Consider the following 23,904-nt stretch of genomic DNA (forward strand, 5'->3'; position numbering starts at 1 on the left):
CCGAGCCCGTACGTCGTCACGCCTGGGCCGAGCCCGTACGCCGTCACTCCTTGAGGCGGGGCAGTACGGCGTCGCAGAACAGCCGCAGGCTCCGCCACCCCTCCTCGACCGGCATCCCGCCGCACAGCGGATGCAGCACCAGGCTCTCCAGGCCGAGCGTCACGCACTCGTCCGGGGTCACCACCCGGTACACCCCCTCCGCGCGCAGCTCCTCCACGGTCGTCGCCGCCGACCGGACCGCCGAGCGGATGTCCTTCGACTGCCAGGAGGCGTACGTCCGCGCCTCGTGCAGGAAGTGCTCCCCGTACTCCGCCCAGGTCCGGTCCGGATCCTCCGACAGGTGCAGCAGCGGCGTCTCCTCGGCCGGCATCATCGTCCAGCCCTCCGTGCCGTACTCGGCGCACCGCTCCCGGTAGTACGCGTCGAGCTCCGGCAGGTGCGCGCTCGGGAAGAACGGCAGCCCCAGCCGGGCCGCCCGCCGGGCCGCCGCCCGCGACGAGCCCCCGACGAGCAGCATCGGATGCGGCTGGGTGAGCGGCCGCGGGGTGACCCGTACCGTACGGCCCTGATACGTGAAGGGCTCGCCCTTCCAGGCCGTCAGCAGGGTCTCCAGGAGCAGGTCCTGGAGCTTCCCGCGCCGGCCCCAGTCGACCCCGCGCTCCTCGTACTCCTCCGGCCGGTAGCCGATCCCCGCCACCGTGACGAGCCGGCCGCCGCTCAGCAGGTCCAGGACCGCGATGTCCTCGGCCAGCCGCAGCGGGTCGTGCAGCGGCCCGATGATCGCCGAGACGGTCACCGCGATCCTCTTCGTCGCGCCGAAGACCGCGCCCGCGAAGGCGAAGGGGGAGGGCAGCCAGTTGTTCTCGACGCCGTGGTGCTCCTCGGTCTGGACGGTGTCGACCCCGTGCGCGTCGGCGTGGGCGGCCATCTCGACGGCGGCCCGGTAGCGGGCCGAGAGGGAGACGGGGGTCGCGTGCGGGTCGACGAGGTTGAACCGTACGACTGTGAAGGGCATGGGAAGTCCCCCTCCGCTCGTGGGATCCGGCGAAGGGGGACGTTATCTGACGCAGCGTCAGATGGAAACGGTCTCGCGCACCTCGACGGGCTCCACCGGGGCCTTCGCGGGCGTCCGCGGAAGCACCGCGTACAGCGCGCCCGCCACCACGATCGTCGCCGCCCAGCCGAGGCCGTTCTCACCGATCCACGACGAGGCCAGCGGCCCCGAGAACCAGTCGACCTTCGTGAAGAGCAGCCCCACGAGCAGCGCCACGGCCCACGCCGTCATCGCCTGCCAGGCGAAACCGCCGCGGTACCAGTACGCGCTGGTCCGGGTGGTGTCCATGAGCGCCGCCGCGTCGTACGTCCTCCGGCGCAGCATGTCCACGCCGAAGACGCCGATCCAGGCCGAGAACGCCACCGCGAGCAGGGTCAGGAAGGAGATGAACGAACCGATGAAGCTGGTCGCCACCACCATCAGCAGGAAGCCGAAGACCAGGCTGATCACGGCGTTCACGCTGACCGCCGCAGCGCGCGACACCTTGATGCCCAGGGTCTGCGCCGTGAACCCGGCCGAGTACATCGACATCGAGTTGATCAGCAGCATCCCGAGCAGGGCGATCACCAGGTACGGCACGGAGATCCACATCGGGAGCAGCTCACCGATGAAGGAGACCGGGTCCTGCGCCGAGGCCAGGTCCGGCGTGGACACCGCCATCACCGCGCCCATCAGCACCATCGGCAGGACCACGATCCCGGCGCCGCCGACCGTCGAGCCGACCATCGCCTTCGAGGAGGCCGTACGGGGCAGGTAGCGGGTGAAGTCGGGGCCCGAGGGCACCCAGCTGATGCCGCCGGCCGCGATCGTGCCGATGCCCGCGACCATCATCGCCGTCGAACCGGCCGGCTTGTCGAAGACCGCTGACCAGTCGGTGTTCGCCACCAGATAGACCAGGACGAGCACGGAGAACGCGCCGAAGAGGTACGTCGACCACTTGCTGCACACCCGCAGCGCGTTGATCCCGAGCCCCGACACCAGGAAGGTGCAGGTCACGAAGAGCAGCAGCGTCACCACGATGAGGAGCGTGTTCGACTTCACGCCGAAGAGCAGGTCGAGCACGGTCAGCACCGCGTAGGCGCCGGTCACCGCGTTGATGGTCTCCCAGCCCCAGCGGGCGACCCAGATCAGCGCACCGGGAAAAAGGTTTCCGCGCTGACCGAAGACGGCCCGCGACAGCGCCATGCCCGGCGCCCCGCCGCGCTTCCCCGCGATCGAGATCAGACCGACGATCCCGTACGAGAGCACGGGCGCGGCGATCGCCACGATCAGGACCTGCCAGAAGTTCAGGCCGTTGAAGACGATCAGACCGGCGCCCATCGTGAGCAGCAGCACACTGATGTTGGCCGCGACCCAGGTCGGGAACAGCTCGCGGACCCGGCCGGTCCGCTCGGCGTCGGGGACGGGCTCGAGACCGCGGGTCTCCATCGCGCCGTCGTGCGTCGCGCCTGCGCCTTCGGAGGCGTCGTGGGGCATGGGGGTACTCCGTAAAAAGGTGGGGGAGCCATCTAGGTTACGTGCTCCGCCTTTGTGCCCCTCGTGGCCGATACTGGTCGGGTTATGGAACTCATCCTTGCTGTAGTCATCGCTCTGGTCGTCGCGGTCGCCGTGACGAGCGGGCTCGTGATCAGCGGCCGCAAGAAGAAGCAGCTGCCGCCGGCCGAGCCGCCGTCCACCACGCCGACCATCACCGCTCCGCCCGCCGAACCGCACGTCGGCGAGGAGGCGGAGACGCCGCGGGAGGAACCACGCCGCACGGTCGAGGAGGTCGAACTCCCGGCCGAGGAGGCCGTCGAGACGCCGGCCGCCGTCGAGGACCCCGTCGTCGCCGAGCCCGCGGCACCCGAGATCGAGATCCCGGAGCCCACCGCCGGCCGTCTCGTACGGCTCCGCGCCCGGCTCGCCCGCTCCCAGAACTCGCTCGGCAAGGGGCTCCTGACGCTCCTGTCCCGCGAGCACCTCGACGAGGACACCTGGGAGGAGATCGAGGAGACCCTCCTCACGGCCGACGTCGGCGTCGCGCCCACGCAGGAGCTCGTCGAGCGGCTGCGCGAGCGGGTCAGGGTGCTCGGCACCCGCACCCCCGAGGAACTGCGCGCGCTGCTCCGTGAGGAGCTCGTCACCCTGCTCGGCCCCGACCTCGACCGCACGGTGCACACCGAGAGCCCCTCGGACGTGCCGGGCGTGGTCATGGTCGTCGGCGTCAACGGCACCGGCAAGACCACCACCACCGGCAAGCTGGCCCGCGTCCTGGTCGCCGACGGCAAGTCCGTCGTCCTCGGCGCCGCCGACACCTTCCGTGCCGCCGCCGCCGACCAGCTCCAGACCTGGGGCGAGCGCGTCGGCGCCCGCACCGTGCGCGGCCCCGAGGGCGGCGACCCGGCGTCGATCGCCTTCGACGCGGTCAAGGAGGGCATCGCCGAGGGTGCGGACGTCGTCCTCATCGACACCGCCGGCCGCCTCCACACCAAGACCGGCCTCATGGACGAGCTCGGCAAGGTCAAGCGCGTCGTCGAGAAGCACGGCCCGCTCGACGAGATCCTCCTCGTCCTCGACGCCACCACCGGCCAGAACGGCCTCATCCAGGCCCGCGTCTTCGCCGAGGTCGTCGACATCACCGGCATCGTCCTGACCAAGCTCGACGGCACCGCCAAGGGCGGCATCGTCATCGCCGTCCAGCGCGAGCTGGGCGTCCCGGTCAAGCTGATCGGCCTGGGCGAGGGCCCGGACGACCTGGCCCCGTTCGAGCCGGGCGCCTTCGTCGACGCCCTGATCGGCGACTGACCGACCCGTCCGCGCATACGTGAGGGCCCCCGCCACGAACCGGCGGGGGCCCTCACGCGTTCCAGGGGCTCAGAGGTGCGTCCGGTGGCAGATGTACGCCAGCGTCCCGAGCAGCAGCCGCGCCTCCGGCGGCGCGCCCGCCGTGTCCAGGGTCGGCGGCCGCAGCCAGCGCACCGGCCCGAGCCCGCCCAGATCCGACGGGGGAGCGGTGATGTGGGCGCCGGGCCCCAGACAGTGCAGGTCCAGATCGGCGTCGTCCCAGCCCATCCGGTACAGCAGCTGCGGCAGCTCCGCCGCCGCGCCCGGCGCCACGAAGAACCGCGCCCGGCCCGTCGGGGTCGCGCACACCGGCCCCAGCGGCAGCCCCATGCGCTCCAGCCGGACGAGCGCCCGCAGGCCCGCCGCCTCCGCGACCTCGATCACGTCGAAGGCCCGGCCCACCGGAAGCATCAGCGCCGCACCCGGATACTCCGCCCAGGCCTTCGTCGCGTCGTCGAGCCCGGCGCCCGCCGGGACCGGCGCGGCGAAGGAGAGCGGATGCGCCCCCGGAGCCGCACACGCCGGATCCCCGCAGGAGCAGCGGCCGGACGCCGCACGTGCTCCGGGGACCACGTCCCAGCCCCACAGTCCTGTGTACTCGGCCACCGCTGTGCACTCCGTGGTGCGCACGCGGCGGCGCGAGCCGGACCGCATCTCACGAATGCCGCCGATCGTGAAGCCCATGCCCCCTCCAACGGGTCGAACGCGCCGGTGGTTACGACCCGGAGCGTCGTCGTCACCTTTGGTCACGGTCCGTCGCCCTTTGTGGAGCGCGGTCGCGAGTGGGGTGGTGCGGTCCGTGGCGCGCGCCTCTCCGCGCATCCGTCCGCCGACTCCGGTTCGTCGCATGTCAAGTGAATCGCGTCCGGCGCGTGGCGAGTTCATTCGAAGGGGTGGCGAATGGTGGCGTTTCTTGAATCGCCCTCACGAGAGGGGTGATCGTAGGATTACTTTCGGTACTCGAACCCCGGGGCCGCTTGCGCGCACGGGTATGCCGGAGGCAACCCGGTTTCCAGTTCGAAGGAGTGAGAACCCCGGACGAGCGGCCGTGCGAGGCGGCATTCTGATAGGGGTTCGGATGACAGGCAATCAGGTGGATGGGGGCGTTCCAGTGGGCGGCAACGGCGCAGACGGTACGACTGCCGGCAAGCGCCCGAACGAGCAGCTGGGCTCGTGGTTCGTGCGCAGCGGCTGGTCCAAGGGCGAACTGGCACGGCAAGTGAACCGCAGGGCGCGCCAGATGGGCGCGCACCACATCTCCACCGACACCTCGCGCGTCCGCCGCTGGCTCGACGGCGAGCAGCCCCGCGAGCCCATCCCGCGGATCCTCTCCGAGCTGTTCTCCGAGCGCTTCGGCTCCGTCGTCGCCGTCGAGGACCTCGGCCTGCGCACCGCCCACCAGTCCCCGTCGGTCTCCGGCGTGGACCTGCCCTGGGCCGGACCGCAGACCGTCGCCCTGCTCAGCGAGTTCTCCCGCAGCGACCTCATGCTCGCCCGGCGCGGCTTCCTCGGCTCCTCGCTCTCCCTCGCCGCCGGCCCCGCCCTCATCGAACCGATGCAGCGCTGGCTCGTCCCCACCCCGGTCACCGACGTCGATCGCCCCGACTCCCTCGCCGACAGCCGCCGCCCCAACCGGCTCTCCGACATCGAGCTCGACCTCCTCGAATCCACCACCGCCATGTTCCGCAAGTGGGACGCCCAGTGCGGCGGGGGACTGCGCCGCAAGGCCGTCGTCGGACAGCTCCACGAGGTCACCGACCTCCTCCAGGAGCCCCAGCCCGCCGCCACCGCCAAGCGCCTCTTCACCTGCGCCGCCGAGCTCGCCGAACTCGCCGGCTGGATGAGCTACGACGTGGGCCTCCAGCCCACCGCCCAGAAGTACTTCGTGCTCGCGCTGCACGCCGCCAAGGAGGCCGGCGACAAGCCCCTCGGCTCGTACATCCTGTCCTCCATGAGCCGCCAGATGATCCACCTCGGCCGGCCCGACGACGCCCTCGAACTCATCCACCTCGCCCAGTACGGCAGCCGCGACTGCGCCACCCCCCGCACCCAGGCCATGCTGTATGCGATGGAGGCCCGCGCCTACGCCAACATGGGCCAGCCCTCCAAGTGCAAGCGGGCCGTGCGGATGGCCGAGGACACCTTCGCCGACGTCGGCCTCGACGGCGAGCCCGAGCCCGACTGGATCGGCTTCTTCTCCGAGGCCGAACTCAACGGCGAGAACTCCCACTCCTACCGCGACCTCGCCTACGTCGCCGGCCGCTCCCCGACCTACGCCTCCCTCGCCGAACCCGTCATGGAGCGGGCCGTCGCGCTCTTCGAGAAGGACCCCGACCACCAGCGGTCGTACGCCCTCAACCTCATCGGCATGGCCACCGTCCACCTCCTCAAGCGCGAGCCCGAGCAGTCCGTCGTCCTCGCGGAGAAGGCCCTCGGCGTCGCCCGGAGCATCCGCTCCGAGCGCGTCAACACCCGGCTCCGCAAGACCGTCGACCACGCCGCCCGCAACTACAGCGACGTCGCCGAGGTCGTCCACCTCACCGACCGGCTCACCCAGCTCCTGCCCGAGGCCGCCGAAGCGGTCTGATCCACCAGGCGCCCACGCGCCCCCTCGTACGCCGGCCGCGCCGGACGTCCCGTACTGCCCGACTCGGCTCCCCCGCCGCAAGGTCACACGGACGCCGACGCGGCCGGTTCCCTTCTTTGCGCCTAAACCGGCGCCGCTCTCGCGGACGTGGCCGATCGCCGCCGTGGCTCGCCAATTGACGGTCGCTGTAGTCATGGGCGTGATTTCGCGAGAGCGCGGGCGTTACACAGCCGTGACCCGGCCGTTCACGGCCGCGTAACACGCCCCACCCCTTCGTCACTGCGCCGAAACATCGAGCGGCATCGGCGGAAACCGCGCTGCGCGAATCTCTGGCCCATAACCGGCCACGCCCCTCACGGCCGGCCGCTCCCCGGCCCCGCCCCGCACAGGCCGCATTCGACGACGAGGAGACGCCGATGGCACCAGCCATCACGACCCTGGCAGCAGACGCCCCCGAGCTGTCTGCCGCCAACACCGGGTTCATGCTCATCTGCTCCGCCCTGGTCATGCTGATGACCCCGGCTCTCGCCTTCTTCTACGGAGGCATGGTCCGCGTCAAGTCCACCCTCAACATGCTGATGATGAGCTTCATCAGCCTCGGGATCGTCACGATCCTCTGGGTGCTCTTCGGCTTCAGCCTCGCCTTCGGCACCGACTCCGGATCGATCATCGGCTGGTCCTCCGAGTACGTCGGCCTCAGCGGCATCGGCGTCACCGAGCTCTGGGACGGCTACACCATCCCGGTCTACGTCTTCGCCGTCTTCCAGCTGATGTTCGCGATCCTCACGCCCGCCCTGATCAGCGGCGCCCTCGCCGACCGCGTCAAGTTCACCGCCTGGGCCCTCTTCATTACCCTCTGGGTCACCGTCGTCTACTTCCCCGTCGCCCACTGGGTCTGGGGCGCCGGCGGCTGGCTCTTCGAGATGGGTGTGATCGACTTCGCCGGCGGCACCGCCGTTCACATCAACGCCGGCGCCGCCGCCCTCGGCGTGATCCTCGTCATCGGCAAGCGCGTCGGCTTCAAGAAGGACCCGATGCGCCCGCACAGCCTCCCGCTGGTCATGCTGGGCGCCGGTCTCCTCTGGTTCGGCTGGTTCGGCTTCAACGCCGGCTCGTGGCTCGGCAACGACGACGGCGTCGGCGCCGTGATGTTCGTCAACACCCAGGTCGCCACCGCCGCCGCCATGCTCGCCTGGCTCGCGTACGAGAAGATCCGCCACGGCTCCTTTACCACCCTCGGTGCCGCCTCCGGCGCCGTCGCCGGCCTCGTCGCCATCACCCCGTCCGGCGGCGCCGTCAGCCCGCTCGGCGCGATCGCCGTCGGCGCCATCGCCGGCCTCCTCTGCGCCATGGCCGTCGGCCTCAAGTACAAGTTCGGCTACGACGACTCCCTCGACGTCATCGGCGTCCACCTCGTCGGCGGCGTCATCGGCTCCCTCCTCGTCGGCCTCTTCGCCACCGGCGGCGTCCAGTCCGACGCCAAGGGCCTCTTCTACGGCGGCGGCCTCGACCAGCTCGGCAAGCAGGCCGTCGGAGTCTTCGCCGTCCTCGCCTACTCTCTGATCGCCTCCGCGGTCCTCGCCCTCATCATCGACAAGACGATGGGGATGAGGGTCAGCGAGGACGACGAGGTCTCCGGCATCGACCAGGTCGAGCACGCCGAGACCGCGTACGACTTCAGCGGAGCCGGCGGCGGCGCGTCCTCGCGCTCCACCGCCGTCGCCGCCCCGGCCGTCACGGAGAACAAGAAGGTGGACGCATGAAGCTCATCACCGCGGTCGTCAAGCCGCACCGGCTCGACGAGATCAAGGAGGCCCTCCAGGCCTTCGGCGTCCACGGCCTCACCGTCACCGAGGCCAGCGGATACGGACGCCAGCGCGGCCACACCGAGGTCTACCGGGGCGCCGAGTACACCGTCGACCTCGTCCCCAAGATCCGCATCGAGGTCCTCGTCGAGGACGAGGACGCCGAACAGCTCATCGACGTCGTCGTGAAGGCCGCCCGAACCGGCAAGATCGGAGACGGCAAGGTGTGGAGCGTGCCGGTCGAGACCGCCGTACGGGTCCGCACCGGCGAGCGCGGTCCGGACGCACTGTAAGCACACGAAGGAGCCACCGGGTGACGAGCCTCGAAGCGCGTACGCAGAACGAAGACTCGGGACCCGGCGGTTACGCGGCGGCCCGGCTGCTCCTCCTCCACGAGAAGGAGCGGTCCGGGCCGCCGCGCCGTGCCGCCCTCGCCCGGCTCACCGACGACTGGCTGGCCGCCCTCTTCGCCGCCGCCGCACCGCCCCGCGGGACCGCCCTCGTCGCCGTCGGCGGCTACGGGCGCGCCGAACTCTCCCCCCGCAGCGACCTCGACCTCCTCCTGCTCCACGACGGCACCGCCGACAAGGCCGCCGTCGCCGCCCTCGCCGACCGGATCTGGTACCCCGTCTGGGACCTGGGCATGGCCCTCGACCACTCCGTCCGCACCCCCGCCGAGGCCCGCACCACCGCCGGCGAGGACCTCAAGGTCCAGCTCGGCCTCCTCGACGCCCGGCATATCGCCGGAGACGCCGGCCTCGTCGCCGCCCTGCGCACCACCGTCCTCGCCGACTGGCGCAACCAGGCACCCAAGCGCCTCCCCGAACTCGACGCCCTCTGCCGCGAGCGCGCCGACCGCATGGGCGAGCTCCAGTTCCTCCTCGAACCCGACCTCAAGGAGGCCAGGGGCGGACTCCGCGACGCCCAGGTGCTCCGCGCGGTCGCCGCCTCCTGGCTCGCCGACGCCCCCCGCGAAGGCCTCGACGCCGCCAGGCGCCGCCTCCTCGACGCCCGCGACGCCCTGCACCTCGCGACCGGCCGGGCCACCGACCGGCTCGCCCTCCAGGAACAGGACGCCGTCGCACGGGAACTCGGCCTCCTCGACGCCGACACCCTGCTCCGCGAGGTGTACGAGGCCGCGCGGATCATCTCGTACGCCACCGACGTCACCTGGCGCGAGGTCAACCGCGTCCTCAAGGCCCGCTCCGCCCGACCCCGGCTGCGCACCCTCCTCGGCGGCCGCGCGGGCGGCGGCAGGACGGGCGGACGGACCGGCGGCCAGAAACCGCCCGTCGAGCGCACCCCCCTCGCCGAAGGCGTCGTCGAGATGGACGGCGAGGTCGTCCTCGCCCTCTCCGCCAAACCCGACCGCGACCCCGTCCTGCCCCTGCGGGCCGCCGCGGCCGCCGCCCAGTCCGGCCTCCCGATCTCCCTGCACGCCGTACGCCGCCTCGCGGCCGCCGCCCGGCCCCTGCCCGTACCGTGGCCCGCCGAGGCCCGCGAAGAACTCGTCACCCTCCTCGGCGCGGGGGAGTCGACCGTGCCCGTCTGGGAGGCCCTGGAGGCCGAAGGGCTCGTCACCCGGCTGCTCCCCGACTGGGAGCGCGTCCGCTGCCGCCCCCAGCGCAACCCCGTCCACACCTGGACCGTCGACCGCCACCTCGTCGAGACCGCCGTACGCGCCGCCTCCCTCACCCGCCGCGTCGGCCGCCCCGACCTCCTCCTCGTCGCCGCCCTCCTCCACGACATCGGCAAGGGCTGGCCCGGCGACCACTCCGTCGCCGGCGAGACCATCGCCCGCGACCTCGCCACCCGCATCGGCTTCGACCGCACCGACACCGCCACCATCGCCACCGCCGTCCGCCACCACCTCCTCCTCGTCGAGACCGCCACCCGGCGCGACCTCGACGACCCCGCCACCGTCCAGGCCGTCGCCGACGCCGTCGGCACCCTCGGCACCCTGGAACTCCTGCACGCCCTCACCGAGGCCGACGCACTCGCCACCGGCCCCGCCGCCTGGTCCTCCTGGCGCGCCTCGCTCGTCGCCGACCTCGTCAAACGAGTCGCCGGCGTCCTCGCGGGCGAACCCCTCCCCGACCCCGAGGCCGCCGCCCCCAGCGCCGAACAGGAACGCCTCGCCATCGAGGCCCTGCGCACCGGCGAACCCGTCCTCACCCTGCGCACCGAACCGGTCGTCGCGGCCGAGCCCGAGGAACCCGAGCCCGTCGGCGTCGAACTCCTCATCGCCCTGCCCGACCGGCCCGGCGTCCTCCCCGCCGTCGCCGGTGTCCTCGCCCTCCACCGGCTCACCGTCCGCGCCGCCGACCTCCGCGCCGTCGCACTCCCCACCGGGATCGGCGCCGGCACCGTCCTCGTACTGGACTGGCGCGTCGCCGCCGAGTACGGCTCCCTGCCCGAGGCCGCCCGCCTCCGCGCCGACCTCGTCCGCGCCCTCGACGGTTCCCTCGACATCCCCGCCCGCCTCGCCGAACGCGAGGCCGCCTACCCGCGCCGGCGCGGCCTCACCGCCCCGCCGCCCCGCGTCACCGTCGCCGCCTCCCACTCCCGGCTCGCCACCGTCATCGAGGTCCGCGCCCAGGACGCCCCCGGCCTCCTCCACCGCATCGGCCGCGCCCTGGAGGGCGCCGAGGTCCGCGTCCGCAGCGCCCACGTCTCCACCCTGGGCGCCAACGCCGTCGACACCCTCTACGTGACCCGCCCGGACGGCTCGCTGCTCCCCGACGAGGAGGCGATCGACCTGGCCCGCACCCTGGAGGCGGCCCTGCGGTGACGCCCCGGCCGACCCGCCCCCGCCCACCGGATCCGGTGGGCGGGAGCACATCCTCCGAGCGGCCCGATACCCTGGAGGGCAATCCGACCGCCCCCGACACCTGAGGATCCGCGACCGCCGTGTTCGATACCCTCTCCGACCGCCTTGCAGCGACCTTCAAGAACCTCCGCGGCAAGGGCCGTCTGTCCGAGGCGGACATCGACGCCACCGCCCGCGAGATCCGTATCGCGCTGCTCGAAGCGGACGTCGCCCTGCCGGTCGTCCGGTCCTTCATCAAGCAGGTCAAGGAGCGCGCCCTCGGGCTCGAGGTCTCGCAGGCCCTGAACCCGGCCCAGCAGGTCATCAAGATCGTCAACGAGGAGCTCATCGCCATCCTCGGCGGCGAGACCCGGCGCCTGCGGTTCGCCAAGACCGCGCCGACCGTGATCATGCTCGCCGGTCTCCAGGGTGCCGGTAAGACCACCCTCGCCGGAAAGCTCGGCGTCTGGCTCAAGAGCCAGGGCCACTCCCCGCTGCTCGTCGCCTGCGACCTCCAGCGCCCCAACGCCGTCAACCAGCTCTCCGTCGTCGCCGACCGCGCGGGCGTGGCCTTCTACGGCCCGCAGCCGGGCAACGGCGTCGGCGACCCGGTCCAGGTCGCGAAGGACTCGATCGAGTACGCGCGGACCAAGATGTACGACGTGGTCGTCGTCGACACAGCCGGCCGCCTCGGTATCGACCAGGAGCTGATGCAGCAGGCCGCGGACATCCGCGACGCCGTCTCGCCCGACGAGGTCCTCTTCGTCGTCGACGCCATGATCGGCCAGGACGCGGTCAACACCGCCGAGGCCTTCCGCGACGGCGTCGGCTTCGACGGCGTCGTGCTCTCCAAGCTCGACGGCGACGCCCGCGGTGGCGCCGCGCTCTCCATCGCGCACGTCACCGGCAAGCAGATCATGTTCGCCTCCAACGGCGAGAAGCTCGACGACTTCGACGCGTTCCACCCGGACCGCATGGCGTCGCGCATCCTCGGCATGGGCGACATGCTCTCCCTCATCGAGAAGGCCCAGCAGACCTTCGACGAGGAAGAGGCCGCCAAGATGGCCTCGAAGCTCGCGTCGAAGAAGGGCCAGGACTTCACGCTCGACGACTTCCTGGCGCAGATGGAGCAGGTCCGCAAGATGGGCTCCATCTCGAAGCTGCTCGGCATGCTGCCCGGCATGGGCCAGATGAAGGAGCAGATCGCCAACATCGACGAGCGGGACGTCGACCGCACGGCCGCCATCATCAAGTCGATGACCCCGGCCGAGCGCCACGACCCGACCATCATCAACGGATCCCGCCGCGCCCGTATCGCCAAGGGCTCCGGCGTCGAGGTCAGCGCGGTGAAGGGCCTGGTCGAGCGGTTCTTCGAGGCCCGCAAGATGATGTCCCGCATGGCCCAAGGCGGCGGCATGCCGGGGATGCCCGGCATGCCCGGCATGGGTGGCGGCCCCGGCCGGCAGAAGAAGCAGGTCAAGCAGGCCAAGGGCAAGCGCAAGAGCGGCAACCCGATGAAGCGGAAGGCCGAGGAGCAGGCCGAGGCCGAGCGCCGCGAGCAGGCGCAGCAGGGCGGCGCCTTCGGCCTCCCGGCGGCGGGCCAGACCCCGAAGGACTTCGAGCTCCCGGACGAGTTCAAGAAGTTCATGAGCTGAGCGAAGCCTCGGAAGGGGCCCGGAGCGGTGTGAAACCGCTCCGGGCCCCTTTTCACTCCTCCGGACCGCCCGCGATGCCGGGTCCCGCCCGCGCTTCGATACTGGGGCCACTGGCGCCGCGCACCGAGGAGAGTCACGTGGCCAACCCCGTACCCCCGCGCGACCGGACGGACCAGCCCTGGCGCTCGGAAGGCGCCCCGCCGCCCCAGCCGCCGAAGAGGAAGATGCCGGGCGGCTGGGGCGGACTCATCCTCACCGCACTCGTCGTGTACCTGCTCGCCAACATCGTCCTGTCGTTCTTCAACGAGGGCGACGGGCCGACGATCTCGTACACCGAGTTCGACAAGCAGGTCGCCGCCGGGAACGTCACGAAGATCTACTCCAAGGGCGACGCGATCCAGGGGCAGCTCAAGAACAAGCAGCCCGTCCCCGACGGCGAGGGCGACTACACCAAGTTCACCACCCAGCGCCCCGCCTTCGCCGACGACGACCTGTGGGCGCAGCTGGCCAAGCAGAACGTCACCGTCACCGCCGAACCCGTCGTCCAGGAACGCAGCTTCCTCTCCAATCTGCTGATCTCGCTCGCGCCGATGCTGCTGCTCGTCTTGCTGTGGATCTTCATCGCCCGCCGGATGAGCTCCGGGATGGGCGGTGCCGGCGGCATGCTGGGCCGCAAGGCCCCGCCCAAACCCGTCGAGCTGGAGGCCGGGGCCAAGCGCACCACCTTCGCCGACGTCGCCGGCATCGACGAGGTCGAGGGCGAGCTCAACGACGTCGTCGACTTCCTCAAGAACCCCCAGGCCTACCGCGACATGGGCGCCAGGATGCCCCGCGGCGTACTCCTCGCCGGCCCTCCCGGCACCGGCAAGACCCTCCTCGCCCGGGCCGTCGCCGGCGAGGCCGGGGTGCCCTTCTTCTCCGCCTCCGCCTCCGAGTTCATCGAGATGATCGTGGGCGTGGGCGCCTCCCGCGTGCGGGAGCTCTTCGCCGAGGCCCGCAAGGTCGCCCCGGCGATCATCTTCATCGACGAGATCGACACCATCGGCCGTGCCAGGGGCGGCGGTTCGGGCATGGGTGGCCACGACGAGCGCGAGCAGACCCTCAACCAGATCCTCACCGAGATGGACGGCTTCACCGGCTCCGAGGGCGTCATCGTCCTCGCCGCCACCAACCGCGCCGACGTCCTCGACCCCGCCCTCACCCGGCCCGGCCGCTTCGACCGGATCGTCCATGTCAACCCGCCCGACCGGGGCGGCCGCGAGGCCATCCTGCGGATCCACACCCGGGACATCCCGCTCGCCAAGGGCGTCGACCTGGAGCACGTCGCCCGTACGACCCCGGGCATGACCGGCGCCGAACTCGCCAACCTCGCCAACGAGGCCGCCCTCCTCGCGGTCAAGCGCGACCAGAAGGCCGTCACCCAGTCCGACCTCTCCGACGCCCTGGAGAAGGTCCAGCTCGGCGCCGAACGGCCCCTGGTGATGCCCGAGGAGGAGCGGCGCCGCACCGCGTACCACGAGAGCGGGCACGCCCTGCTCGGCATGCTCCAGCCCGGCGCCGACCCCGTCCGCAAGATCACCATCGTGCCGCGCGGCCGGGCCCTCGGCGTCACCCTGTCGACGCCCGACGCCGACAGGTACGCCTACACCGAGGAGTACCTGCGCGGCCGGATCATCGGCGCCCTCGGCGGCATGGCGGCCGAGCACGTCGTCTTCGGCGTCGTCACCACCGGCGCCGAGAGCGACCTGGAACAGGTCACCGGCATCGCCCGGGGCATGGTCGGCCGCTGGGGCATGAGCGAGATCGTCGGCCGCCTCACCGCCATCCCGAGCGACGCCCAGCAGGCGTACGGCCTCTCCGCGGCCCCCGCGACCCTCGACGCCGTCGACGCCGAGATGCGCCGCATCGTCGACGAGTGCTACGAGAGCGCCGTACGCCAGCTCCGCGAGCACCGCCCCCAGCTGGACGCCCTGGCCGCCGCCCTCCTCGCCAACGAGACCCTGGAGGAGGACGCGGCCTACCGCGCCGCCGGCGTCATCCGCGCCGGGAAGGAGGGCTGACCTCGCCGCAGGGGCGGGGGCTTCAGCTCACCCTGGCGAGTACGTACCGGAAGACGTTCGGCATCCACACCGTCCCGTCCGCGCGGACGTACGGCGCGAGCGCCTCCTCGATCTCCTTCTCCACCTGCGACGGCTCGGTCGCCCGGACGGCCTCGTCGAACGCGCCCGTCGACAGCAGGCCCCGCACGGCACTCGCCCCGTCCGCGTACCCGAAGGGGCACGCGACCCGCCCCGACCCGTCAGGCCGGAGCCCCGCCCGGGCCACCAGACCGTCGAGATCGGCCCGCACCGACGGCGCCCGGTCCGCGAGCCGGTCCGCGACCCGCAGCACCGGCTCCGTGGCGCACCGCTCCGGCGGCCCCCAGCCCGCGAGGACGACCACCGTGCCCGATTGGGCCGAACGGGTGAGTGCCATGAGCTCCGGGAGCACCCCGTCCGTCGCGTGGAAGGCGGTGATCACGTCGTACGGACCGTCTCCGCGCGGCACTCGCGCCACGTCCTCCGCGACCACCACATCCTCCGGAAGACGCTCCCTGGCCAGCTCCACGCGCGCGTGGTCCCGGTCCACGCCGGCCACCCGCGCGCCCCGCGCCGCCGCCATCAGCAGGGCCAGACCTGTGCCCGAACCGAGGCCGAGCAGCCGGGACCGCGCACCCACACCGACGCGGTCGTACACCGCCTCGTAGAGCGGGACGAGCATGCGTTCCTGGATCTCGGCCCAGTCACGCGCGGGGTGGTGCGGGACGAGCGTAGGTGTCATGGAAAGAGCCCCTATCCGTGCCTGGACGACAGCCCCCCGTAGTCAGGGAACTGCGCAACCCCGGCCGCGTCCAGTGCTGGCGCCGCACCGATTCACCCGGGGGAGGGGCAGTGCGCGCCCGCGTGCGCCGACCCGGTAATGTCCCTGCAACGCTTCCCGCGCCCGTCCCGGGACGCATCGGGAGCCCCTCCCGGGGGCGTGAGCCCCACGGCTGCGCGCCGGGGCGTATGCGTCACTACGCACCGGCTTGACGCTCCCTGCGCGGCTTCTCCGCAGATCGGCGCACTGGCCCTCGTCAGGACGCATCAACGGCAACTGACGGGTAAGTGCAAAATATTTGGGATGCCCCGGAATGGAACCCGGGGGCACATCGGCTCGTTGTACACGACGTGAGCACGACACCACCTGTTCTCGCCGCAGAGCTGGCACAGGCGTGGGCCGACATTCAGCGGCACCACCCCGAGCTGCCCGATCTTGCCGCGCCCGAGTCCCTGATCGGAGAGTCCTCGTCCGCCTGCGGCGCCGAGCTCTCCTTCGAGCGACTGCTCCACGAGGCAGTCCACGGCATCGCCGCCGCCCGAGGGGTCCGTGACACCTCCCGCGCCGGCCGCTACCACAACCGCAGATTCCTCGCGATCGCCGAGGAGATGGGGCTCGACCACCCCGAGGAGCCACACGCCAGCAGCGGCTTCTCCCTGGTCACGCTCAACCCGGAGGCCCGGCGGCGATACCGCCCCACCATCGAGCGGCTCCAGCGGGCCCTCAAGGCCCACACGGTCGCGACCGCCGCCGACACGAAGCGCTCCTTCCGGGGACCGGCCGCCCGGCACGGCTCCTCCGGCGGCGGCGTCCGCGTCAAGGCCGTCTGCGACTGCGGGCGCAACGTCCGCGTGGTGCCGTCCGTGCTCGCCCAGGCCCCGATCGTCTGCGGCGGCTGCGGCAAACCCTTCCGCATCCCGGAGACGGTGGGCGCCGCCAGCTGACCCTGGCGCGTGTGGCACAATGGACAGCTGTACTCGACAGTCGCATAGGACCCCTCTCTCCTCCGGCTGACGCGTCCATCGGGCATCCGAGTACCGCAACCCCACGTGGCATCTCAAAGTGCCCAACCACGTCAAGACCAGGAGACACCACTCCAGTGGCAGTCAAGATCAAGCTCAAGCGCCTCGGTAAGATCCGCCAGCCGCACTACCGCATCGTCGTCGCCGACTCGCGCACCCGCCGCGACGGTCGCGCGATCGAGGAGATCGGCCTCTACCACCCGACGTACAACCCGTCGCGTATCGAGGTCGACTCCGAGCGTGCGCAGTACTGGCTGTCCGTCGGCGCCCAGCCGACCGAGCCCGTCCTCGCCATCCTGAAGCTCACGGGCGACTGGCAGAAGCACAAGGGCCTCCCGGCCCCCGAGAAGGCGCTGCTCGTCCCCGCCACCAAGGAGGCGAAGCGCGCCTCGTTCGACGAGTTCGCGAAGACCCTCGAGGGCGGCGACGACAAGGGTGAGGCCATCACCCCGAAGGCCAAGAAGGCCGACAAGAAGGCTGACGAGGCCGAGGCCGCGTCGACCGAGTCGACCGAGGCCTGAGCATGCTCGAGGAGGCTCTCGAGCACCTCGTGAAGGGCATCGTCGACAACCCCGACGATGTGCAGGTCGCCTCGCGCAACCTGCGCCGTGGCCGCGTGCTTGAGGTCCGGGTGCACCCCGACGACCTCGGCAAGGTGATCGGCCGCAACGGCCGCACCGCGCGTGCGCTGCGTACCGTCGTGGGCGCCATCGGCGGCCGTGGAATCCGAGTCGACCTCGTCGACGTGGACCAGGTCCGCTGAACAAGTCGGCCGCATCGGTTGAATGATGTGCCGGCACGGGCCGGGGAGGGCTTACGAGCCCACCCCGGCCCGTTGTCGTTTTCGTCGTACGAGCTGTGTGACAGGAGAGTGTGGAGCAGTGCAGTTGGTAGTCGCGCGGATCGGCCGCGCCCACGGCATCAAGGGCGAGGTCACCGTCGAGGTGCGCACCGACGAGCCCGAGCTCAGGCTCGGCCCCGGCGCCGTCCTGCTCACCGACCCGGCCTCCGCCGGGCCGCTGACCATCGAGTCCGGCAAGGTCCACAGCGGCAGGCTGCTGCTGCGCTTCGAGGGCGTCCGCGACCGCAACGCCGCCGAGGCCCTGCGCAACACCCTCCTCATCGCCGAGATCGACCCCGAGGAACTGCCGGAGGAGGAGGACGAGTACTACGACCACCAGCTCATGGACCTCGACGTCGTCCTCGCCGACGGCACCGAGATCGGCCGGATCACCGAGATCTCCCACCTGCTGTCCCAGGACCTGTTCATCGTCGAGCGGCCCGACGGCACCGAGCTGATGATCCCCTTCGTGTCGTCGATCGTCACCGAGATCGACCTGGAGGAGCAGCGCGCCGTCATCGACCCGCCGCCCGGCCTGATCGACGACCGCGCCGAGATCGTCTCCTCCCGCGACGACGAGCAGGGTGACGACGCATGAGGCTCGACGTCGTCACGATCTTCCCCGAGTACCTCGAACCGCTGAACGTCTCCCTCGTGGGCAAGGCGCGCGCCCGGGGCCAGCTCGACGTCCACGTCCACCACCTCCGCGACTGGACCTACGACCGGCACAACACGGTCGACGACACCCCGTACGGCGGCGGCCCCGGCATGGTCATGAAGACCGAGCCCTGGGGCGACGCCCTCGACCAGACGCTCGCCGACGGCTACGAGGCCGGCGCCCACGGCCCGGTCCTCGTCGTCCCGACCCCCAGCGGCCGGCCCTTCACCCAGGAACTCGCCGTCGAGCTCTCCGAGCGGCCCTGGCTGATCTTCACCCCGGCCCGCTACGAGGGCATCGACCGCCGCGTCATGGACGAGTACGCGACCCGCATGCCCGTCTACGAGGTCTCCATCGGCGACTACGTCCTCGCCGGCGGAGAGGCCGCCGTCCTCGTCGTCACCGAGGCCGTCGCCCGCCTCCTCCCCGGAGTCCTCGGCAACGCCGAGTCCCACCGCGACGACTCCTTCGCCCCCGGCGCCATGGCCAACCTCCTGGAGGGGCCCGTCTACACGAAGCCCCCCGAGTGGCGCGGCCGGGGCATCCCCGACGTCCTCCTCAGCGGGCACCACGGCAAGATCGCCCGCTGGCGGCGCGACGAGGCCTTCCGGCGCACCGTCGCCAACCGGCCCGACCTCATCGAGCGCTGCGATCCGGCCGCCTTCGACAAGAAGGACCGCGAGATCCTCTCGATGATGGGGTGGGCACCCGAGCCCGGTGGCCGATTTTGGCGCAGGCTCCCCGACGTGGAAGAATAGGCCGCTGTCGTACGTCCGGCGCGCGCCCCTGCCGCAGGGGGAACGACGCCCGCCAGGCACGAACGGCACCCCAGACATCCGAACGTACCGCTGATGACCTGTGGCATCAGCGAGGAAAGAGACCTCCATGGCCTCCCTGCTCGACCAGGTCAACGCGGGTTCCATCCGCTCCGACCTCCCCGCCTTCCGCGCCGGCGACACCGTGAACGTCCACGTGCGTGTCATCGAAGGCAACCGCTCCCGTATCCAGCAGTTCAAGGGCGTCGTCATCCGCCGCCAGGGCGCGGGCGTCAGCGAGACCTTCACGGTCCGCAAGGTCTCGTTCTCCGTCGGCGTCGAGCGCACCTTCCCGGTGAACAGCCCGATCTTCGAGAAGATCGAGCTCGTCACCCGCGGTGACGTCCGTCGCGCCAAGCTCTACTACCTGCGTGAGCTGCGCGGCAAGGCTGCCAAGATCAAGGAGAAGCGCGACCGCTGAGCCCCGGCTCACCGCTCACGCGACGCTTGAGGTCCACGCACAGACGGGCCGGATAGGCTCTGTCCCCGATGGACACCGAAGCACAGCACACGGAGCGCGACCCCTCCACCGACACGGAGGAGGGGTCGCGCTCCGCGCGCGTTTCCTGGCGGCGCACGGGCTTCCTCGGCGTCGCCTGCGTGCTCTTCCTGCTGCTCCTGAGCCACTTCGTCATCCAGCCGTTCCTGATCCCCAGCAGCTCCATGGAGCCGACGCTCCAGGTCGGCGACCGGATCCTCGTGAACAAGCTGGCGTACCGTTTCGGCAGCGAGCCGGACCGGGGCGACGTCGTCGTCTTCGACGGCACCGGCTCCTTCGTACGGGAGGACCCCGGCGGCAACCCCCTCACCGGGCTCCTGCACGACGCCGCGGCCGCCCTCGGCTTCGCCGAACCCGACGAGACCGACTTCGTGAAGCGGGTCGTCGGCGTCGGCGGCGACCGGATCGTCTGCTGCGACAAGGACGGACGGCTCACCGTCAACGGCGTCCCCGTCGAGGAGCGGTACGTGATGCTCGGCGACCGGCCGTCCAGCGTCCCCTTCGACATCGTCGTCCCCGCAGGCAGGCTCTGGGTGATGGGCGACCACCGCAGCCAGTCCAGCGACTCCCGCGACCACCTCGGCAGCCCCGGCGGCGGCATGGTCCCCGTCGACAAGGTCATCGGCCGCGCCGACTGGATCGCCTGGCCCTTCGGCCGCTGGTCCACCGTGCCCGCGACGGAAGCCTTCGACGCCGTACCGGCAACGGCTCCGACCACGGCAGCCGGCGGGCACGGCACGGGCCCCCGTGGGTAGCCGCGGCCGCCCGCCGGGCGGACCCGCCCAGGGCACCGGCGCCGCCCCGCTGCCCGGACGCGCCGAGCGGCGCAGACTCGCCCGCAAGGTCAAGCGGCGGCGACAGCGCTCCGCGATCCGCGAGATCCCGATCCTCGTCACCGTCGCCGTACTCATCGCGCTCGTCCTCAAGACCTTCCTGGTCCAGGCGTTCGTCATCCCCTCCGGCTCCATGGAGCAGACGATCCGCATCGACGACCGGGTCCTCGTCGACAAGCTCACCCCCTGGTTCGGCTCCCGGCCGCAGCGCGGCGACGTCGTCGTCTTCAAGGACCCCGGCAACTGGCTCCAGCACGAGACCGAGCCGGCCTCCGAGGACCCGATCGGCGTCAAACAGGTCAAGCAGGCCCTCACCTTCATCGGACTGCTGCCCTCCGCCGACGACCGCGACCTCATCAAGCGGGTCGTCGCCGTCGGAGGGGACACCGTCCGCTGCTGCGACAAGGACGGCCGGCTCACCGTCAACGGCGTACCCCTGGACGAGCCGTACCTGCACCCCGGGAACAAGCCGTCCACGATCCCCTTCGAGGTGAAGGTCCCGGAGGGCCGGATCTTCGTCCTCGGCGACCACCGCTCCAACTCGGCCGACTCCCGCTTCCACCTCGACGAGAAGGACCACGGCACCATCTCCGAGGAGCAGGTCGTGGGGCGCGCCGTCGTGATCGCCTGGCCCGTCGGGAACTGGCGGAGCCTGGAGGAGCGGGAGACCTTCGCCGCCGTACCGGACGCGCGTGCGGGTACCGAGACCGCGCTCGGTATGTCGCATAGTGTGTCCCCGCGCAATCTGAACGGATTGCCCGGGCTCCCGACCCCTGCGGAACTTCTGCTCGTTATGGGAGTGGTGGGCCTGTCCCTGTTCCGGGGCAGGCGATCGCACGGAGTGAGGAGTTGATGTGGGGGATTTGGCCGTCGGCGCACGATCCGGACACGATGAGCCCGAGAAGAGGGCCGACGAGGCCATCGGCGACGACGTGACGGGTGACGATGTGACGGATGACGAGCGGGCGCACGACGACGACGACGGAGCGGCGGCCGACAGGTCGGGCCGGAGCCCGAAGAAGCCGCGTTCCTTCTGGAAGGAACTGCCCCTTCTCATCGGCATCGCCCTGGTGCTCGCGCTCCTGATCAAGACCTTCCTGGTGCAGGCGTTCTCGATTCCCTCGGAATCCATGATGAACACGCTCCAGCGCGGAGACCGGGTCCTCGTCGACAAGCTCACCCCGTGGTTCGGCTCCGAGCCGGAGCGCGGCGAGGTCGTCGTCTTCCACGACCCGGGCGGCTGGCTGGAAGGCCAGGAGACCCCCGACCCGAACGTCGTCCAGAAGTTCCTCAGCTTCATCGGCCTCATGCCGTCCGCCGAGGAGAAGGACCTCATCAAGCGGGTCATCGCGGTCGGCGGCGACACGGTCTCCTGCAAGGAGGGCGGCAAGGTCGTCCTCAACGGCGTGGCCCTGGACGAGACCTCGTACCTCTACCCCGGCTCCGTCCCCTGCCAGGACTCCTTCGGACCGATCAAGGTCCCCGAGGGCCGCATCTGGGTCATGGGCGACAACCGGCAGAACTCGCTGGACTCCCGCTTCCACCAGCAGCTGCCCGGCGGCGGCACCGTCGCCAACGACCAGGTCGTGGGCCGTGCCGTCGTGATCGCCTGGCCCGTCACCCGCTGGGCCACTCTCCCCGTGCCCGACATCTTCGACCAGCCCGCCCTCAACAAGGCCGTGGGCGCCGCCCCGCTGGGCGCGGCGAGCCTGGCAGCAGCGCTCCCGCTGGTGCTGTGGCGTCGGAAGAAGCGCACGGCAGGGCATACCGCCGAGTAGTGACCCGCGGGTAGATTGCCGTCCCGGACCGTCGACAGACCTCTGGGGTGCGCATGAGCGGAAACAAAAGAGCAGAGGGCGGCCACGGCCGCCTCGGCAGCGTGCTGTCGGGGCTGGCCGTGGCCGTCGGCTGTGTGCTCTTCCTCGGCGGCTTCATCGGGGGAGCGCTGGTCTACCAGCCGTACACCGTCCCCACCGACTCCATGACCCCCACCATCGCCGTCGGCTCCAAGGTCCTCGCCGAACGCATCGACGGCGACGACGTCCGACGCGGTGACATCGTCGTCTTCAAGGACGCCCTGTGGGGCTCCGCGCCGATGGTCAAGCGGGTCGTCGCCGTCGGCGGCGACACCGTCGCCTGCTGCGACGGAGAGGGCCGGCTCACCGTCAACGGCAAGGCCGTCGACGAGCCCTACCTGCGACCGGGACCCGCCGGCACCATCGTCGCCTCCAGTCAGGAGTTCTCCGTCACCGTCCCCGAAGGAAACCTCTTCCTCCTCGGCGACGACCGCCACACCTCGCTCGACTCCCGCTCGCACCTGGAGGACGCCGGACAGGGGACCGTACCCCGCTCCGCGGTCGTCGCCCGGGTCGACGCCGTCGTCTGGCCCGTCGAGGGCCTCCTCGGCCCCGCGAAGGGCTTCGCCGGGCTCCCCGGCGGGATCTCGACCCCCGGGCCCTTCACGCTCCTCCTCACGGCGATCGTGGCCGGGTGTGTACTGATCCTCGCGGGGGCCGCGTACGGGCCGGTGGCACGCCTCCTGACACGACGCCCGGTCGGGACGGGCTCCGGGACACGACCCGGGGCGGATTCCGGGGCGAGTGAGAAGGTGAGGGCGTGACGGACAGCGAATCCTCCGCGGCGCCGCGGAGCGCCACGCGCCAGGTCGCCCGGGTCGTCCTCCTCGACCCCGACGACCGCATCCTGCTCCTGCACGGGTACGAACCCGAGGACCCCGCCGACACCTGGTGGTTCACCCCCGGCGGCGGCCTGGAGGGCGACGAGACCCGGGCCGAGGCCGCGCTGCGCGAACTCGCCGAGGAGACCGGCATCACCGACGCCGAGCTCGGACCCGTCCTCTGGCAGCGGTACTGCTCCTTCCCCTTCGACGGGCGGCGCTGGGACCAGGACGAGTGGTACTACCTCGCCCGCATCCGCCGCAGCGGGACCGAACCCCGCCCCCAGGCCCTCACGGAGCTGGAGACCCGCAGCCTCGCGGGCCTCAGATGGTGGACCTCCGCCGAACTGTCGGCGGCCCGTGAGACGGTGTACCCGACCAGACTCGCCGAGCTGCTGCGCACGCTGCTCGACGAGGGACCTCCGAGTGCGCCGGTGGTCCTCGCCCCGGAAATCGTTTAGGGGTGCGGCCGACTGGCGCACAATGGGTGGACGCACGGCTGAAGGGGAACATGCCATGAGCGCCGAGGACCTCGAGAAGTACGAGACCGAGATGGAGCTGAAGCTCTACCGGGAGTACCGCGACGTCGTCGGGCTGTTCAAATACGTGATCGAGACCGAGCGACGTTTCTATCTCACCAACGACTACGAGATGCAGGTGCACTCGGTGCAAGGTGAGGTCTTCTTCGAAGTCAGCATGGCTGACGCCTGGGTCTGGGACATGTACAGGCCGGCCAGGTTCGTCAAGCAGGTCCGCGTCCTCACGTTCAAGGACGTGAATATCGAGGAGCTCAACAAGAGCGACCTCGAACTCCCCGGCAGCTGAGCCCACTCACCGCTGCCCGACTCCCCCCTCTGACTCACCCCCTGAATCACCCTCAGGGGTGAGCGAGTTCTCCACAGCGCCCCGGCCCTCCACAGGGCCGCACACGGTCCCGCCCGCTCCGTCACAGTCGGTGACGGAGGTG

Annotated in this window: 23 protein-coding genes; 19 read left to right on the forward strand and 4 right to left on the reverse strand. The window is 71.3% G+C overall.

What is annotated here, in order from left to right:
* Positions 1 to 43: 43 nt before the first annotated feature.
* Positions 44 to 1,015 (reverse strand): LLM class flavin-dependent oxidoreductase, encoded by a 972-nt coding sequence (locus ASC82_RS10545; protein ID WP_056644507.1) that lies wholly within the window; start codon positions 1,013 to 1,015, stop codon positions 44 to 46.
* 57 nt (positions 1,016 to 1,072) lie between these two features.
* A complete protein-coding gene (locus ASC82_RS10550; RefSeq protein WP_056644511.1) occupies positions 1,073 to 2,530 on the reverse strand; it encodes a cytosine permease in 1,458 nt (485 codons plus the stop codon).
* Between the two features lie 84 nt (positions 2,531 to 2,614).
* Between ASC82_RS10550 and ftsY the strand changes: the two genes are divergently transcribed.
* Positions 2,615 to 3,838 carry a signal recognition particle-docking protein FtsY gene (gene ftsY / locus ASC82_RS10555; protein WP_056644515.1) on the forward strand — a complete coding sequence of 408 codons (1,224 nt, stop codon included), beginning with the start codon at positions 2,615 to 2,617 and terminating at the stop codon, positions 3,836 to 3,838.
* Positions 3,839 to 3,907: 69 nt separating this feature from the next.
* Here ftsY and ASC82_RS10560 read toward each other — a convergent pair whose 3' ends face one another.
* Entirely contained in the window at positions 3,908 to 4,561 is a 654-nt protein-coding gene (locus tag ASC82_RS10560) for a bifunctional DNA primase/polymerase (protein ID WP_056644517.1), read from the reverse strand.
* Positions 4,562 to 4,988: 427 nt separating this feature from the next.
* On the opposite strand from ASC82_RS10560, the gene ASC82_RS10565 reads away from it, so the two are divergent.
* From ASC82_RS10565 to ftsH, 6 genes are all read left to right on the forward strand, one after another.
* Positions 4,989 to 6,464 carry a hypothetical protein gene (locus ASC82_RS10565; protein WP_056644521.1) on the forward strand — a complete coding sequence of 492 codons (1,476 nt, stop codon included), beginning with the start codon at positions 4,989 to 4,991 and terminating at the stop codon, positions 6,462 to 6,464.
* A gap of 416 nt (positions 6,465 to 6,880) precedes the next feature.
* Positions 6,881 to 8,227 carry an ammonium transporter gene (locus ASC82_RS10570; RefSeq protein WP_056644523.1) on the forward strand — a complete coding sequence of 449 codons (1,347 nt, stop codon included), beginning with the start codon at positions 6,881 to 6,883 and terminating at the stop codon, positions 8,225 to 8,227.
* Positions 8,224 to 8,562: a P-II family nitrogen regulator gene (locus ASC82_RS10575; protein WP_015036464.1), complete on the forward strand. Its 339-nt coding sequence runs from the start codon at positions 8,224 to 8,226 to the stop codon at positions 8,560 to 8,562. Before ASC82_RS10570 ends, ASC82_RS10575 begins: the two co-directional genes overlap by 4 nt.
* A 20-nt stretch (positions 8,563 to 8,582) precedes the next feature.
* A complete protein-coding gene (locus ASC82_RS10580; protein WP_056644525.1) occupies positions 8,583 to 11,060 on the forward strand; it encodes a [protein-PII] uridylyltransferase in 2,478 nt (825 codons plus the stop codon).
* Between the two features lie 119 nt (positions 11,061 to 11,179).
* Positions 11,180 to 12,733, forward strand: coding sequence for a signal recognition particle protein (gene ffh, locus ASC82_RS10585; RefSeq protein WP_056644528.1), 1,554 nt, complete (start codon positions 11,180 to 11,182; stop codon positions 12,731 to 12,733).
* Positions 12,734 to 12,870: 137 nt separating this feature from the next.
* On the forward strand, positions 12,871 to 14,793 hold the full coding sequence (ftsH, locus tag ASC82_RS10590; protein WP_056644530.1) for an ATP-dependent zinc metalloprotease FtsH: 1,923 nt from the start codon (positions 12,871 to 12,873) through the stop codon (positions 14,791 to 14,793).
* 22 nt (positions 14,794 to 14,815) lie between these two features.
* Here the strand turns inward: ftsH and ASC82_RS10595 are convergent, their stop codons facing one another.
* Positions 14,816 to 15,553 carry a methyltransferase domain-containing protein gene (locus ASC82_RS10595; protein ID WP_056644532.1) on the reverse strand — a complete coding sequence of 246 codons (738 nt, stop codon included), beginning with the start codon at positions 15,551 to 15,553 and terminating at the stop codon, positions 14,816 to 14,818.
* 389 nt (positions 15,554 to 15,942) lie between these two features.
* Between ASC82_RS10595 and ASC82_RS10600 the strand changes: the two genes are divergently transcribed.
* The 12 genes from ASC82_RS10600 to ASC82_RS10655 all read left to right on the forward strand — a co-directional run bounded on the left by ASC82_RS10600 (position 15,943) and on the right by ASC82_RS10655 (position 23,762).
* A complete protein-coding gene (locus ASC82_RS10600; protein ID WP_024755886.1) occupies positions 15,943 to 16,536 on the forward strand; it encodes a hypothetical protein in 594 nt (197 codons plus the stop codon).
* 155 nt (positions 16,537 to 16,691) lie between these two features.
* Complete coding sequence (gene rpsP, locus ASC82_RS10605; RefSeq protein WP_015036470.1) at positions 16,692 to 17,135, forward strand: 30S ribosomal protein S16; 444 nt, start codon at positions 16,692 to 16,694, stop codon at positions 17,133 to 17,135.
* A gap of 2 nt (positions 17,136 to 17,137) precedes the next feature.
* Positions 17,138 to 17,377, forward strand: coding sequence for an RNA-binding protein (locus ASC82_RS10610; protein ID WP_005311361.1), 240 nt, complete (start codon positions 17,138 to 17,140; stop codon positions 17,375 to 17,377).
* A gap of 118 nt (positions 17,378 to 17,495) precedes the next feature.
* Entirely contained in the window at positions 17,496 to 18,053 is a 558-nt protein-coding gene (gene rimM / locus ASC82_RS10615; protein ID WP_056644535.1) for a ribosome maturation factor RimM, read from the forward strand.
* Positions 18,050 to 18,871: a tRNA (guanosine(37)-N1)-methyltransferase TrmD gene (gene trmD / locus ASC82_RS10620; RefSeq protein WP_024755883.1), complete on the forward strand. Its 822-nt coding sequence runs from the start codon at positions 18,050 to 18,052 to the stop codon at positions 18,869 to 18,871. Before rimM ends, trmD begins: the two co-directional genes overlap by 4 nt.
* A gap of 127 nt (positions 18,872 to 18,998) precedes the next feature.
* Positions 18,999 to 19,349, forward strand: a complete 351-nt coding sequence (gene rplS, locus ASC82_RS10625) for a 50S ribosomal protein L19 (RefSeq protein ID WP_024755882.1) — start codon at positions 18,999 to 19,001, stop codon at positions 19,347 to 19,349.
* Between the two features lie 68 nt (positions 19,350 to 19,417).
* Positions 19,418 to 20,182, forward strand: coding sequence for a signal peptidase I (gene lepB, locus ASC82_RS10630; protein ID WP_056644538.1), 765 nt, complete (start codon positions 19,418 to 19,420; stop codon positions 20,180 to 20,182).
* Positions 20,175 to 21,113 (forward strand): signal peptidase I, encoded by a 939-nt coding sequence (gene lepB, locus ASC82_RS10635; RefSeq protein ID WP_079039184.1) that lies wholly within the window; start codon positions 20,175 to 20,177, stop codon positions 21,111 to 21,113. The genes lepB (ASC82_RS10630) and lepB (ASC82_RS10635) overlap by 8 nt, the downstream gene beginning before the upstream one ends.
* A 10-nt stretch (positions 21,114 to 21,123) precedes the next feature.
* Entirely contained in the window at positions 21,124 to 22,038 is a 915-nt protein-coding gene (gene lepB, locus ASC82_RS10640) for a signal peptidase I (RefSeq protein WP_056644541.1), read from the forward strand.
* Positions 22,039 to 22,091: 53 nt separating this feature from the next.
* Positions 22,092 to 22,880, forward strand: a complete 789-nt coding sequence (gene lepB, locus ASC82_RS10645; protein WP_056644544.1) for a signal peptidase I — start codon at positions 22,092 to 22,094, stop codon at positions 22,878 to 22,880.
* Positions 22,877 to 23,398 carry an NUDIX hydrolase gene (locus ASC82_RS10650; protein WP_056644547.1) on the forward strand — a complete coding sequence of 174 codons (522 nt, stop codon included), beginning with the start codon at positions 22,877 to 22,879 and terminating at the stop codon, positions 23,396 to 23,398. Before lepB (ASC82_RS10645) ends, ASC82_RS10650 begins: the two co-directional genes overlap by 4 nt.
* A gap of 55 nt (positions 23,399 to 23,453) precedes the next feature.
* Positions 23,454 to 23,762, forward strand: coding sequence for a DUF2469 domain-containing protein (locus ASC82_RS10655; RefSeq protein ID WP_005311352.1), 309 nt, complete (start codon positions 23,454 to 23,456; stop codon positions 23,760 to 23,762).
* The last annotated feature ends 142 nt before the right edge of the window (positions 23,763 to 23,904 follow it).

It is taken from the genome of Streptomyces sp. Root431 (assembly GCF_001426585.1).
GTDB classification, from domain to species: Bacteria; Actinomycetota; Actinomycetes; order Streptomycetales; family Streptomycetaceae; genus Streptomyces; species Streptomyces stackebrandtii.

What these genes read in the sequence shown, in the direction of transcription:
- lepB (WP_056644544.1), top strand. Translation starts at nt 22,092, where the DNA reads ATGAGCGGAAACAAAAGAGCAGAGGGCGGCCACGGCCGCCTCGGCAGC.
- lepB (WP_056644538.1), top strand. Translation starts at nt 19,418, where the DNA reads ATGGACACCGAAGCACAGCACACGGAGCGCGACCCCTCCACCGACACG.
- ASC82_RS10595 (WP_056644532.1), bottom strand. Translation starts at nt 15,553, where the DNA reads ATGACACCTACGCTCGTCCCGCACCACCCCGCGCGTGACTGGGCCGAG.
- rplS (WP_024755882.1), top strand. Translation starts at nt 18,999, where the DNA reads ATGGCCTCCCTGCTCGACCAGGTCAACGCGGGTTCCATCCGCTCCGAC.
- ASC82_RS10550 (WP_056644511.1), bottom strand. Translation starts at nt 2,530, where the DNA reads ATGCCCCACGACGCCTCCGAAGGCGCAGGCGCGACGCACGACGGCGCG.
- ASC82_RS10560 (WP_056644517.1), bottom strand. Translation starts at nt 4,561, where the DNA reads ATGGGCTTCACGATCGGCGGCATTCGTGAGATGCGGTCCGGCTCGCGC.
- trmD (WP_024755883.1), top strand. Translation starts at nt 18,050, where the DNA reads ATGAGGCTCGACGTCGTCACGATCTTCCCCGAGTACCTCGAACCGCTG.
- ASC82_RS10545 (WP_056644507.1), bottom strand. Translation starts at nt 1,015, where the DNA reads ATGCCCTTCACAGTCGTACGGTTCAACCTCGTCGACCCGCACGCGACC.
- ASC82_RS10575 (WP_015036464.1), top strand. Translation starts at nt 8,224, where the DNA reads ATGAAGCTCATCACCGCGGTCGTCAAGCCGCACCGGCTCGACGAGATC.
- ASC82_RS10570 (WP_056644523.1), top strand. Translation starts at nt 6,881, where the DNA reads ATGGCACCAGCCATCACGACCCTGGCAGCAGACGCCCCCGAGCTGTCT.
- ftsY (WP_056644515.1), top strand. Translation starts at nt 2,615, where the DNA reads ATGGAACTCATCCTTGCTGTAGTCATCGCTCTGGTCGTCGCGGTCGCC.
- ASC82_RS10610 (WP_005311361.1), top strand. Translation starts at nt 17,138, where the DNA reads ATGCTCGAGGAGGCTCTCGAGCACCTCGTGAAGGGCATCGTCGACAAC.
- ASC82_RS10655 (WP_005311352.1), top strand. Translation starts at nt 23,454, where the DNA reads ATGAGCGCCGAGGACCTCGAGAAGTACGAGACCGAGATGGAGCTGAAG.